The sequence below is a fragment of the Georgenia sp. Marseille-Q6866 genome, from assembly GCF_965111665.1.
On record NZ_CBCOOR010000025.1, the window covers coordinates 14,085 to 26,892 of the forward strand.

The 12,808-nt window shown below is 71.3% G+C and carries 11 protein-coding genes; all 11 read right to left on the minus strand.

Translation table 11 applies throughout. The features are described 5' to 3' along the window. Positions 1–5 precede the first annotated feature (5 nt). The 11 genes from nuoL to ACWPXV_RS15900 all read right to left on the minus strand — a co-directional run bounded on the left by nuoL (position 6) and on the right by ACWPXV_RS15900 (position 12,807). On the minus strand, positions 6–1,964 hold the full coding sequence (nuoL, locus tag ACWPXV_RS15850) for an NADH-quinone oxidoreductase subunit L (protein WP_454086120.1): 1,959 nt from the start codon (positions 1,962–1,964) through the stop codon (positions 6–8). 17 nt (positions 1,965–1,981) lie between these two features. Beyond that, positions 1,982–2,281, minus strand: a complete 300-nt coding sequence (nuoK, locus tag ACWPXV_RS15855) for an NADH-quinone oxidoreductase subunit NuoK (RefSeq protein ID WP_251304077.1) — start codon at positions 2,279–2,281, stop codon at positions 1,982–1,984. Beyond that, positions 2,278–3,243, minus strand: coding sequence for an NADH-quinone oxidoreductase subunit J (locus ACWPXV_RS15860; protein ID WP_454086121.1), 966 nt, complete (start codon positions 3,241–3,243; stop codon positions 2,278–2,280). The genes nuoK and ACWPXV_RS15860 overlap by 4 nt, the downstream gene beginning before the upstream one ends. An 8-nt stretch (positions 3,244–3,251) precedes the next feature. Then, on the minus strand, positions 3,252–3,878 hold the full coding sequence (gene nuoI, locus ACWPXV_RS15865; RefSeq protein ID WP_251839008.1) for an NADH-quinone oxidoreductase subunit NuoI: 627 nt from the start codon (positions 3,876–3,878) through the stop codon (positions 3,252–3,254). Positions 3,879–3,969: 91 nt separating this feature from the next. Then, positions 3,970–5,340: an NADH-quinone oxidoreductase subunit NuoH gene (nuoH, locus tag ACWPXV_RS15870; protein ID WP_454086143.1), complete on the minus strand. Its 1,371-nt coding sequence runs from the start codon at positions 5,338–5,340 to the stop codon at positions 3,970–3,972. After that, positions 5,340–7,976 (minus strand): NADH-quinone oxidoreductase subunit G, encoded by a 2,637-nt coding sequence (locus tag ACWPXV_RS15875; RefSeq protein ID WP_454086122.1) that lies wholly within the window; start codon positions 7,974–7,976, stop codon positions 5,340–5,342. Before ACWPXV_RS15875 ends, nuoH begins: the two co-directional genes overlap by 1 nt. Then, positions 7,973–9,289, minus strand: a complete 1,317-nt coding sequence (gene nuoF / locus ACWPXV_RS15880; RefSeq protein ID WP_454086123.1) for an NADH-quinone oxidoreductase subunit NuoF — start codon at positions 9,287–9,289, stop codon at positions 7,973–7,975. The genes ACWPXV_RS15875 and nuoF overlap by 4 nt, the downstream gene beginning before the upstream one ends. After that, positions 9,286–10,107, minus strand: coding sequence for an NADH-quinone oxidoreductase subunit NuoE (nuoE, locus tag ACWPXV_RS15885; RefSeq protein ID WP_454086124.1), 822 nt, complete (start codon positions 10,105–10,107; stop codon positions 9,286–9,288). The genes nuoF and nuoE overlap by 4 nt, the downstream gene beginning before the upstream one ends. Beyond that, positions 10,107–11,450 (minus strand): NADH-quinone oxidoreductase subunit D, encoded by a 1,344-nt coding sequence (locus tag ACWPXV_RS15890; RefSeq protein ID WP_454086125.1) that lies wholly within the window; start codon positions 11,448–11,450, stop codon positions 10,107–10,109. Before ACWPXV_RS15890 ends, nuoE begins: the two co-directional genes overlap by 1 nt. Beyond that, positions 11,450–12,256: an NADH-quinone oxidoreductase subunit C gene (locus tag ACWPXV_RS15895; RefSeq protein WP_454086126.1), complete on the minus strand. Its 807-nt coding sequence runs from the start codon at positions 12,254–12,256 to the stop codon at positions 11,450–11,452. Before ACWPXV_RS15895 ends, ACWPXV_RS15890 begins: the two co-directional genes overlap by 1 nt. Next, on the minus strand, positions 12,253–12,807 hold the full coding sequence (locus tag ACWPXV_RS15900) for a NuoB/complex I 20 kDa subunit family protein (RefSeq protein WP_251304085.1): 555 nt from the start codon (positions 12,805–12,807) through the stop codon (positions 12,253–12,255). The genes ACWPXV_RS15895 and ACWPXV_RS15900 overlap by 4 nt, the downstream gene beginning before the upstream one ends. Position 12,808: the final 1 nt, after the last annotated feature.

Consider the following 12,808-nt stretch of genomic DNA (forward strand, 5'->3'; position numbering starts at 1 on the left):
CCAGCTCAGCCGCGCGAGGCCAGGACGACGGCAAGGGCGGCTACGACACCGACGAGCATGATCGCGGCGTAGGAGCGGATGTAGCCGGTCTGCAGGCGGCGCAGCCACCCGCCGGTCCCGGCGGTGCCACGGGCCAGGCCCATGACCGCGCCGTCGACCACGGCGGAGTCCCCGTAGACGAGGGCGCGGGTGAGGTACTGCCCCGGGCGCATGAACACTCCTTCGTTGACGGCGTCCTGGTAGAGGTCGCGGCGGGCGGCGCGGGTGAGCACCGAGCCGCGGGGGGCCTCGACCGGGACGGTGGACGCGGCGTACTGGCGCCACGCGAGGAAGACGCCGATCGCCATGAGGACGACCGTCGCGGCCATGATGGCCGGGATGGGCAGCACGGGCTCGTGGTGCTCGGCGTGCCCGGTGACGGGCTCGAGCCAGGTGACGAAGCCGTCGCCGGCGGCGAGCACGGCACCGAGGCCGACCGAGCCGACGGCGAGGATGACCATCGGCACCGTCATGAGCAGCGGGGACTCGTGCGGGTGCTGCTGCTTGCCCTCGCGGGTGGGCGCCCAGCGCTCCTTGCCGTGGAAGGTCATGAAGAACAGGCGCGACATGTAGAAGGCGGTGAGCCCGGCGGCGAGGAGGGTGACCGTGCCGAAGACCCACGGGCGCCAGCCCTCACCGACGAAGGCCGCCTCGATGATGAGGTCCTTGCTCCAGAAGCCGGACAGGCCCGGGAAGCCGATGATGGCCAGCCAGCCGGCACCGAAGGTCAGCCAGGTGATCTTCATGTGCTTGCCGAGACCGCCGAAGCGGCGCATGTCGACCTGGTCGTCCATGCCGTGCATGACCGAGCCGGCCCCGAGGAACATCCCGGCCTTGAAGAAGCCGTGGGTGACGAGGTGGAAGATCGCGAAGGCGTAGCCGACCGGGCCCAGGCCCGCGGCGAGCATCATGTAGCCGATCTGGGACATCGTCGAGGCGGCGAGCACCTTCTTGATGTCGTCCTTGGCCGCACCGACGACCGCCCCGAAGACCAGGGTGATCGCACCGACGATGACGACGACGAGCTGCGCGGTGGGCGCACCGTCGAAGACCGGCGCGGAGCGGACGATGAGGTAGACGCCCGCCGTCACCATGGTCGCGGCGTGGATGAGCGCGGACACCGGCGTGGGGCCGGCCATCGCGTCGCCCAGCCAGGCCTGCAGCGGGAACTGGGCGGACTTGCCGCATGCGGCGAGCAGGAGGAACAGCCCGGTGATCGTGAGGATCGTCGTGCTGGCACCCTGCGCGCCCGCGAAGACGCCCTCGAACTCGACGGTGCCGAAGGCGGCGAACATCATCATCATCGCGAGGAGCAGGCCGACGTCGCCGACGCGGTTCATGACGAAGGCCTTCTTGGCGGCCACCGCGTACTCCGTGCGGAAGTTCCAGAAGCCGATGAGGAGGTAGGAGGCCAGGCCCACGCCCTCCCAGCCGACGAAGAGGAGCACGTAGGAGTCGGCGAGGACGAGCAGGAGCATCGCCGCGACGAAGAGGTTGAGGTAGGCGAAGAACCGGCGGCGGTCGAGGTCGTGCTCCATGTAGGCCACCGAGTACACGTGGATCAGCGTGCCCACGAAGGTGACGAGGAGGACGAAGGTCATCGACAGCGGGTCGATGCGCAGCCCCGCGTCCACCGTGAGGTCACCGGCGGGCAGCCAGGTGAACAGGTGCAGCCCCATGACCCGCTGCTCGGGGTCGAGCCCGAACATCTGGAGGACGACGAGGAGCCCGACGACGAAGGAGCCGGCCGAGGCGAGCACGCCCAGCCAGTGGCCCCAGCCGTTGGAGCGGCGGCCGGCGAGCAGCAGCACGGCGGCACCGGCGAGCGGCAGCGCGACCATGAGCCACGCGTAGGAGGCCGCGCCGCCTGCCGCGGCGGCGTCCACCACGTCAGTGGGCACGGTCAGTGCCGGAGTTCCCAGCATGTGCACGTTGCTCCCCGTCAGTTCTTGAGCAGGTTGACGTCGTCGATGGACGCCGACCGGCGGGTTCGGAAGATGGAGACGACGATCGCCAGGCCGATGACGACCTCGGCGGCGGCGACGAGCATGACGAAGAAGGCGAAGACCTCACCGTGCAGGTTGCCGTGCCACCGGGCGAAGGTGATGAGCGTGAGGTTCGCGGCGTTGAGCATGAGCTCGACCCCCATGAGGGCGATGATGCTGTTGCGCCGCAGCAGCACCGCGACCGCCCCGATGGAGAAGAGGATCCCGGACAGGACCAGGTAGTTGACCAGGCTCATCGCTGCTCCTCCTGCTGGTCCGACGCGTGGGCACGCTTCGTGTCGGTGTCCTCGGTGCTCTGGCTCGTGGGCACCTCGCCGTCCACGGTCTCGGTCCCCGGCGCGGGCGTAGTGCCGGGCATCCCCGGCATGCCGGACTGGGTGACGCTGCGCGCGCCCATGTCGCCGGGGTGGGAGCTGGTGGACGTCGCGAGCTGCGCGGCGAGCTCGGGGCTGACCGAGGCGATGCTGCGCTGCTGGCCACGGATGCGCAGCACCCGGGGCACGGACTCGTCGATCGGCTTGCCGTCCGCGCCGAGGGCGGGGACGTCGGCGGCGTTGTGCCGCGCGTAGACACCGGGGGCCGGCAGGCTGCGGATGCGCCCGCCCTCCGCGGCGTAGGCGGCCATCTTGGCCTCGGCGACGTCCCGCTGGGTGCGCTTCTGGCGCAGCCGCTCGGCACGCGTGAGGACGACGGCGCCCACGGCGGCGGTGACGAGCAGGACGCCCGCCACCTCCATCGCCACGACGTAGTCGGAGAAGAGGAGCCGCGCCACGCCCACCGGGTTGGTGTCGGCGTTGGCGGCCTCGAGGCCGCGCGGGGCGGGCAGGGCGGCGCGCAGGCCGACGGCGGCGACGAGCGCAATGAGGCCGGCGCCCCCGAGGAAGCCGATCCAGCGCTGGCCCTTGAGCGTCTCGACGACCGAGTCGGAGGAGTCGACGCCGACGAGCATGAGGACGAAGAGGAAGAGCATCATGATCGCGCCGGTGTAGACGACGATCTGCGCGACCCCGAGGAAGATCGCCTCCTGGACGATGTAGAACCCGGCCAACGCGATCATGACGAAGACAACGCACATGGCCGCGTACATCGCCTTGCGGGCGAAGAGCAGGCCCAGGGCCGCGAGCACCGCGAGGGGCGCGACGATCCAGAAGAAGACCTCCTCCCCCGTGCTCGTGACGCCGGTCTCGGCCAGTGTCATGGGCAGGATCATGCGGGGGCCCCCTCGACGGGACGCGCGGTCTGCAGGCTCTCGTCCTCGGGACGGTTCTCGCGCACCCACTCGACCTGCGCCTCGGTGGGTCCGGTGACCTCGCCGCGGTAGTAGGTGTCGTCGTCGGCGTCCTCGACCATCGGGTGGGGCGGGGCGAGCATGCCGGGCATGAGCGGGGCCAGGAGGTCCTGCTTCTCGTAGATGAGGCCCTCGCGGGTGGGGCCGGTGAGCTCGTAGTCGTTGCCCATCGTCAGCGCCCGCGTGGGGCAGGCCTCGATGCAGTACCCGCAGAAGATGCAGCGTAGGTAGTTGATCTGGTAGACGCGGCCGTAGCGCTCCCCGGGGGAGTACTGGGCGTCGGGGCTGTTGTTCGCGCCCTCGACGAGGATCGCGTCCGCCGGGCAGGCCCAGGCGCACAGCTCGCAGCCGATGCACTTCTCCAGGCCGTCCGCGTAGCGGTTGAGCTGGTGGCGGCCGTGGTAGCGCGGCTGCGTCGGCACCTTCTCGAAGGGGTACTGCTCGGTGACCGTGGGACGGAACATCGAGGAGAAGGTGACCCCGAAGCCGGCGACGGGGGCGAGGAGCTCGCCGACCGGGCCCTTCTTGTCGGGCTGGTAGTCCATGGGGAGCCGCTTGCCGACCTCCCCCCGGCGCTTGGAGGGCTTGGCAAGCTGCTTGCGCAGGTTCTCCTTGCCAGGCTCGTGGTCCTGCCGCTTACTCATCGCTGGCCTCCTGTGCAGGTGCCGACTTGGTCTGGGTCGCGGTGCCGGCCTCGGCGAGGCGGCGCCGCGGGGAGGGCGGGAGCTGCTGGCCCGGCATCGGCGGCACGGGGAAGCCACCGGCGAAGGCGTCGAACTCGGAGTCGACGACCACGCCGTCAGCGCCCGCGGGGGCCGTCTGCTCGGGGTCGGGCTCCGTCTTCTTCTCCGGCCACACGAGGGTGAGGACGAGGATGACGACGAAGATCCCGGCGAGGACGAAGAGCATCGTGCGCAGGTCGATGTCGGAGAACTGGAGCAGTCCCTGGACGACGGCGACGGCGACGAGCCACGCGAGGGCGGCGGGGATGAGGATCTTCCAGCCGAGGTTCATGAACTGGTCGTAGCGGAAGCGCAGGAGCGTGCCGCGCAGCCAGAACATGAAGAACATGACGAGCCAGATCTTGGCGATCAGCCACAGCGGGGGCCACCAGCCCTGGTTGAACATGCCGTCGTTGATCGTCGACAGCGGCCACGGGGCGCGCCAGCCGCCGAGGAAGAGGGTCGCGGCGACGGCGGAGACGTTAAACATGTTGATGTACTCGGCGAGGAAGAACCACGCGAACTTCATCGAGGAGTACTCGACCATGTGGCCGGCGACGAGCTCACCCTCGGCCTCGGGCAGGTCGAAGGGCAGGCGGTTGACCTCACCGACCATCGACACGAGGTAGATGAGGAAGGCGGGCAGCAGGATGATCGCCCACCACACGCGGGTCTGGGACTCGACGATCTGGGACGTCGAGGCGGAGCCGGCGACGAGGAAGACCGAGGCGAGGGCCAGCGCCATGGCCAGCTCGTAGGAGATGACCTGCGCGGAGGAGCGCACGGCGCCCAGCAGCGGGAAGGTCGAGTTGGAGGACCAGCCGCCCAGGACGATGCCGTACACGCCGAGCGCGGTGATGCCGAGGATGTAGAGCACCGACACCGAGGAGTCGGCGAGCTGGAGCGGGGTCTCGATCCCGAAGATCGACACCTCGGGCCCGAAGGGGATGACCGCGTAGATGAGGAAGGCGCACAGCGCGGCGATGAACGGCGCCAGCAGGTAGACGAAGCGGTCGGCGCCCTTGAGGTTGATGTCCTCCTTGAGGAGCAGCTTCATCGCGTCGGCCGTCGACTGGAGCAGACCCATGGGGCCGTGCACGTTGGGGCCGGGCCGCGTCTGCATGCGCGCCAGGACCTTGCGCTCGGCCCAGATGGCGATGAGCACGAAGACCAGCAGCATGACGATGATCGCCACCGCCTTGATCACCCAGATCCACCAGGTGTCGTTGCTGAAGTCGGCGGTCGGGGCGGCCGTGGGGTCGCTGACCACCATGGGCGCGAACATCATCGCGTCACCTCCAGGTCGACGAGGGAGCCGGCGCCCGCGCCGAGCATCTCGTGCACGTGGGACCCCGGGGAGTTCTCCGGGACCCAGACGACGTCGTCGGACATCGTCGTGACGGCCAGCGGCAGGGTGATGCTACCGGCCGGGCCGCGAACGGTGACCGCGGTCCCGTCGACGGCGCCGAGGCGGGCCGCACGGCTCGCCGAGAGGCGCAGGACGGGGCGGTGGGCGGTGCCCGCGAGGTGCGGCTCACCGTCCTGGCCGCGGCCGGCGTCGAGCTGGAGCTTCCAGGTGGCCAGGACCGCCTGGTGCTCGCCCACCGCGGGGGCCGGCGCGGCGCCGACCGGTGCGGGGACGGGCGCCTGGGCGGGCTGCCAGCCGGCGAGCTCGGTGAGCTGGGCGTGGACGTCGGCGAGCGTGCCGCAGCCCAGGCTCGTGCCCATCTCGGCCGCGAGGGCGTCCAGGACACGCTGGTCGGCCATCTGGTGGGAGACGAGCACCTGACCGAAGGGCCGGCGACGTCCCTCCCAGTTGACGAAGGTGCCGCCCTTCTCGACGGGCGGGGCGACGGGCAGGACGACGTCGGCGTGCTCGGTGACCTCGCTGCGGCGCACCTCGAGCTGGACGACGACGCCCGCCGCGGCCAGCGCGCGGCGCGCGAGGGCCGGGTCGGGCAGGTCGCGCAGCTCGACGCCGCCGACGAGGAGCCCACCGAGGCGTCCGGCCGCGGTGTCCTCGAGGATGGCGGTGAGGTCGCGTCCGGCGGCGGAGGGCAGCCGGTCCACGCCCCAGGCGGCCGCGACGTCGACGCGAGCCTCGGCGTCGGACACGTGCCGTCCCCCGGGCAGCAGGCCCGGCAGCAGACCGGCCTCGACGGCGCCCCGCTCGCCGGCGCGGCGCGGCACCCAGGCCAGGCGCGCGCCGGTGCGGTCGACGAGACGCTCGACGGCGGTGAGCACGCCGGGCAGGGCACCGGCACGCTCGCCCACGAGGACGACGGCGCCGGGCTCGGTGAGCGCGGTGGCCACCGCGGCGGCGGCGACCTCCGTGGAGTCGGGCGTGATGCTGTCGAGCACCGCTGCCTCGGCGCCGGGGACGGCGGGCAGCAGGGAGGCGCGCAGCTTGGTCGTGCCGCGCGTGGCGAAGGGCGCGACCGTGCTCACCGCGACGGTGCCGGCGAGGACGCCCTTGCGCAGCCGCAGGAACATCGTCCCGCTCTCCTCCTCGGGCTCGAGGCCGACGAGCAGGACGTGCCCGGCGTGCTCGAGCGCGGAGAAGGTGACGTCCATCGGGGCACCGGCGACCCGGCGCGCGAGGAAGTCGGCCTCCTCGGCGGAGGACGGGCGGGCCCGGTGGTCGACGTCGTTGGTGCCGAGCACGGTCCGCGCGAAGCGGGACCACGCGTAGGAGTCCTCGAGGGTAAGGCGGCCGCCGGGCAGCACGCCGACGCCACCGTTCCCGCGGGCGCGCTCGAGGCCGCGGGCGGCCAGGTGCAGCGCCTCGGACCAGCTCGTCTCGACGAGCTCCCCGGTCTCCTCGTCCCGCACGAGCGGGTACTCGAGGCGGTCGGGGGCGGACTGCCAGGTGAAGGCGAAGCGGTCCTTGTCGGTGACCCACTCCTCGTTGACCTCGGCGTCGTCACCGGCGAGGCGGCGCACGACGACGCCGCGGCGGTGGTCGACGCGGATGGCCGAGCCACCGGCGTCGTGCTCCGCGACGGACTCCGTGGAGATGAGGTCGAAGGGGCGCGCGCGGAAGCGGTACGTCGCGGAGGTGAGCGCACCGACCGGGCAGATCTGGATCGTGTTGCCCGAGAAGTAGGAGGAGAACGGGCGACCGGTCGTGTCGGTCTCGGCGACCCCGACGGGGCCGGCGGACAGGCCGACGACGACGCCGGGCTCCCCCTCGACGGGGCCGCTGAGGCCGCGGTCCGTCACGTGCTGCGCCTCGCCACCCTCGTAGGCGAAGTCGAGGACGTCGGCGTCGAAGGTGCCGATCTGCGAGCCGTGCGTCGCGTGGACGTCGCGGCCCGGCGTGCCACCGCCCCGGCCCTGGAGCGCGATGAACGGGTCACCGGCGATCTGGTCGGAGAAGCGGGTGCAGCGCTGGCACAGGATGCAGCGGTCGCGGTCGAGGAGGATCTCGCTGGAGATCTTCAGCGGCTTGGGGAAGGTCCGCTTGATGTCGACGAAGCGGGTGGTGGCCCGGCCGTTCGACATCGCCTGGTTCTGCAGCGGGCACTCCCCACCCTTGTCGCAGACGGGGCAGTCGAGCGGGTGGTTGATGAGCAGGAACTCGATCATCCCGTGCTGCGCCTTGTCGGCGACGGCGGAGGTGTGCTGGGTGGCGACGACCATGCCGGGGGTGGCCTCGAGCGTGCACGAGGTCTGCGGCTTGGGCATCGCGCGGAGGTTGCCCTCACGGTCCGGGGTGGACACCTCGACGAGGCACTGGCGGCAGGCGCCGGCGGGCTTGAGCAGGGGGTGGTCGCAGAACCGCGGGATCTGGATGCCGACCTGCTCGGCCGCCCGGATGACGAGCGTGCCCTTGGGGACGTCGACCTCGACGCCGTCGATGGTGACGGTGAGGAGGTCGCGCTGCTCCGTCGTCGCGGGAGTGGAAGCCGTCGTCGTCATCGGGCACCTACTTCGGAGAACACGGCCGAGGCCTCGTACGGGAAGAGCTCGCGGGCGGCGGTGTGCGTGCCGGCCTCGAACTCCGAGCGGAAGTGCTTGATGCCGCTCTGGATCGGGACGGCGGACGCGTCGCCGAGCGCGCAGAAGGAGCGTCCGGCGATGTTCGCCGAGACGTCGAGGAGGAGGTCGATGTCGGTGGGCAGGCCCTTGCCGGCCTCGAGCCGGTGCATGACCTGCTTCATCCAGTACGTGCCCTCCCGGCAGGGGGTGCACTTGCCGCAGGACTCGTGCTGGTAGAAGTCCGTCCAGCGGGACACGACCCGGACCACCGAGACCGTCTCGTCGAAGACCATGAGCGAGCGGGTGCCGAGCATGGAGCCGGCCGCCCCCACGGACTCGTAGTCGAGGGGGACGTCGAGGTGCTCCTCGGTGAGGATCGGGCTCGAGGACCCGCCGGGGGTCCAGAACTTCAGCCGGTGCCCGGCGCGGATCCCGCCGGCCATGTCGATGAGCTCGCGCATCGTGATGCCGAGCGGCGCCTCGTACTGCCCGGGCCGGGCGACGTGCCCGGACAGGGAGAACAGGCCGTGACCGGCGGACTTCTCGGTGCCCATCGAGGAGAACCAGTCGGTGCCGCCGCGCAGGATGCCGGGGACCGAGGCGATCGACTCGACGTTGTTGACGACCGTCGGGCGGGCGTAGAGGCCCGCGACCGCCGGGAACGGCGGCTTGAGGCGCGGCTGGCCGCGACGGCCCTCGAGGGAGTCGAGCAGCGCCGTCTCCTCACCGCAGATGTAGGCGCCGGCGCCGGCGTGGACGGTGATCTCGAGGCTGTAGTCACCGTTCGGGCCGAGGTTCGTGCCGATGAGACCCGCCTCGCGGGCCTCGCGGACCGCGGCCAGGAGGCGGCGGTAGACGTGGACGACCTCGCCGCGAAGGTAGATGAAGGCGTGGTTGCCGCCGATGGCGTAGGACGTGATCGCCACGCCCTCGATGAGGGCGTGCGGGTTGGCCATCATGAGCGGGACGTCCTTGCAGGCGCCCGGCTCGGACTCGTCGGCGTTGACGACGAGGTAGCGGGGACCGCCGTCGGGAGCCGGGAGGAAGGACCACTTGAGGCCGGTGGGGAAGCCGGCGCCGCCGCGGCCGCGCAGGCCGGAGCCCTTGACGGTCTCGACGACGTCGCCCGGGGCCATGTCCATGGCCGTGGCCAGGGCCTGGTAGCCGCCGCGGGAGCGGTAGGTGTCCAGGCTCCAGGAGCGCTCGGCGTCCCAGATGTCCGACAGGATCGGAGTCAGCTGCGTCTGGCTCACTGCTTGCCCTCCTCGGCCGTGGCGCCCTCGCCGGCCGGGCCACGCTTGCCCGCCGGGTCGGTGTCGTCAGGGGTGGTCGGCGGGCGCTCGGCGCTGCCGTAGGGGTTGGGGACGGTCCCGCCCTCGACGGGGCCGCCGCCTCGGGCCTCGTCGGTCGCGGGGGCGGTCCAGCCGCGCTCGCGGGCCAGCTGCAGCCCGGCGAGGGTCGCCGGACCGGCGCCCACGCCCTCGTCCGCGCGGCCGTCCTCGAAGCCGGCGAGGACGTGGGAGATCTCCTTGAAGGTGCCGACGGTCGCCGCCCCGCGCGTGGGGGTGACCGGACGGCCGGCCCGCAGCTCGTCGACGAGCTCGATGGCCGTCGTCGGGGTCTGGTTGTCGAAGAACTCCCAGTTGACGACGACGACGGGCGCGTAGTCGCAGGCCGCGTTGCACTCGACCTGCTCGAGGGTGATGACGCCGTCCTCGGTGGTCTCGTCGTGGCCGATGCCCAGGTGCTCGGAGACCGTGTCGTAGATGATGTCGCCGCCCATGACGGCGCACAGCGCGTTCGTGCACACCCCGACCGTGTACTGGCCGTTGGGGTGGCGCTTGTACTGGGTGTAGAAGGTCGCGACGGCGGAGACCTCGGCGCGGGTGAGGCCGAGGAGCTCGGCGCACAGCGCGATGCCGCGGGCGCTGACGTAGCCGTCCTCGGACTGGACGAGGTGCAGCATCGGCAGCAGGGCCGAGCGTGCCTGCGGGTAGCGGGAGATGATCTGCCCGGCCTCGCCGCGCAGCCGCTCCTCCACCTCGGGTGCGTACGTGGTGACGACGCTCATCAGCGGTCCACCCCTCCCAGGACAGGGTCGATCGAGGCCAGCGTGACGACGACGTCGGCCAGCTGGCCACCCTCGCTCATGATCGACGTCGACTGGAGGTTGGAGAAGGACGGGTCACGGAAGTGGGCCCGGTAGGGCCGCGTGCCGCCGTCGGAGACGAGGTGGACGCCCAGGACGCCGCGCGGGTGCTCGATCGTCTGGTACACCTGCCCGGCCGGGACCCGGAAGCCCTCGGTGACGAGCTTGAAGTGGTGGATGAGCGACTCCATCGAGGTGCCCATGATCTCGCGGATGTGGTCCAGGGAGTTGCCCTGGCCGTCGCTGCCGATCGACAGCTGCGCGGGCCAGGCGACCTTCTTGTCCGCGACCATGACCGGCCCGGGCGTGGCCTCGAGGCGCTCGAGGACCTGGTCGATGATCTTCATCGACTCGTAGCACTCGGCCCAGCGGACCTTGACCCGCCCGAAAGCGTCGCAGCTGTCGTCGGTGATGACGTCGAAGTCGTAGGTCTCGTACCCGCAGTACGGCGCGATGCGGCGCATGTCGAGCGGGTAGCCCGAGGCCCGCAGCGCGGGGCCGGTGAGCCCGAGGGCCAGGCCGGCGGCGAGCGAGATGTGGCCGACGTCCTCGTGGCGCAGCTTGTAGATGGGGTTGGCCATCGTGAGGTCCTGGAGCTCACCGATGTCGCGGCGCACCTTGGGGAGCAGCTCGCGGACCATCTCGATCGTGTCGGCCGGGATGTCCTGCGCCACGCCGCCGGGGCGGATGTAGGCGTGGTTCATCCGCAGGCCGGTGATGTGCTCGAGGATCCGCAGGATCTCCTCGCGGCCGCGGAAGCCAATCGTCATCATCGTCGTGGCGCCCAGCTCGTTACCGGCCGTGGCGATCGCGACGATGTGCGAGGCGATGCGGTTGAGCTCCATGACGAGGACCCGGATGAGGGTCGCGCGCGCCGGGATCTCGTCGGTGATGCCGAGGAGCTTCTCCACGCCGAGGCAGTAAGCGGCCTCCTGGAACAGCGGGGCGACGTAGTCCATGCGGGTGCAGAACGTCACGCCCTGGGTCCAGTTGCGGTACTCCATGTTCTTCTCGATACCGGTGTGCAGGTAGCCGGTACCGACGCGCAGCTCGTTGACGGTCTCGCCCTCGATGTCGAGGATGAGGCGCAGCACGCCGTGGGTCGAGGGGTGCACCGGGCCCATGTTGACGACGATGCGCTCCTCGCCCAGGCGCTCGGCCTCGGCGGCGATGGCCGCCCAGTCACCGCCGTCGGCGGTGAACTCGGGGCCGGTCTGCGAGTCGAGCGCAGGCCCGGTGGCGTGCAGGTTCGTGTGCTCGGCCATCAGCTGTAAGACCTCCGGGTGTCGGGCGGCGGGATCGTCCCGCCCTTGTACTCGACCGGGATCCCGCCCAGCGGGTAGTCCTTGCGCTGCGGGTGACCGACCCAGTCGTCGGGCATCGCGGTGCGCGCGAGGGAGGGGTGACCGTCGAAGACGATCCCCATGAGGTCCCAGGTCTCCCGCTCGTGCCAGTCGTTGCCGGGGTAGATGTCGACGATCGTCGGCACGTGGGGGTCGGCGTCGGCGACGGCGACCTCCAGGCGCAGCTGGCGGCCGTGGGTGAGGGAGATGAGGTGGTAGACGGCGTGGAGCTCGCGGTCGACGTCGGCCGGGAAGTGCACGCCGGAGACGCCCATGCACAGCTCGAAGCGCAGGTCCTGGTCGTCGCGCAGCCACTGCGCCACGCGGCGCAGGTGCTCGCGGGCGAGGAAGATCGTCAGCTCGCCGCGGTCGACGACGACCTTCTCGATCGCGCTGTCGGGGTCGACGCCGTCGGCCTCGAGGAGCTCGACGAGGATGTCGACGACCTCGTCGAACCAGCTGCCGTAGGGCCGCTCGGCGGCCGGCGGCATCGCGACGGTGGCGACGAGGCCACCGAAGCCGGAGGTGTCACCGCTGCCGTGGACACCGAACATGCCGCGGCGGACGTCGACGACCTCCAGCTCGCGGCGCCCGCCGACCGGGCCGGCGGGGATGTTCTGCCCGGCGGCCTCGAGGGCCGCCTCGGTCGTCGACTGCGCGCCCGTCTCGCCGGTGCCCGGCTTGACGACGTCGGCGGCGGACGTCTTCTCGTCCTCGCGCTCACTCACGCCAGCAGCCCCTTCATCTGGTGGGTGGGGGTGGCGGCCAGCGCCGCCTCCTCCGCCGCACGGGCCACGGCCTCACGGTTGGCACCGAGAGGCTCGTGCTTGACCTGGTCGTGCAGCGCCATGATCGCGTTGATGAGCATCTCCGGCCGCGGCGGGCAGCCGGGCAGGTAGATGTCCACGGGCACGAGGTGGTCGACGCCCTGGATGATCGCGTAGTTGTTGAACATGCCGCCGCTGGAGGCGCACACGCCCATCGAGATGACCCACTTCGGGTCGGCCATCTGGTCGTAGATCTGCCGGACGACGGGCGCCATCTTCTGGCTCACGCGGCCCGAGACGATCATGAGGTCGGCGTGACGCGGGGACGCGCGGAAGACCTCCATGCCGAAGCGGGAGATGTCGAAGCGCGGGGTGCCCGCGGCCATCATCTCGATGGCGCAGCACGCCAGGCCCATGGTGACCGGCCACATCGAGCCCTTGCGGGCCAGCCCGACGGCCTTCTCCACGGTCGTGAGCATGAACCCCGCTGGGAGCTTCTCTTCCAGACCCATG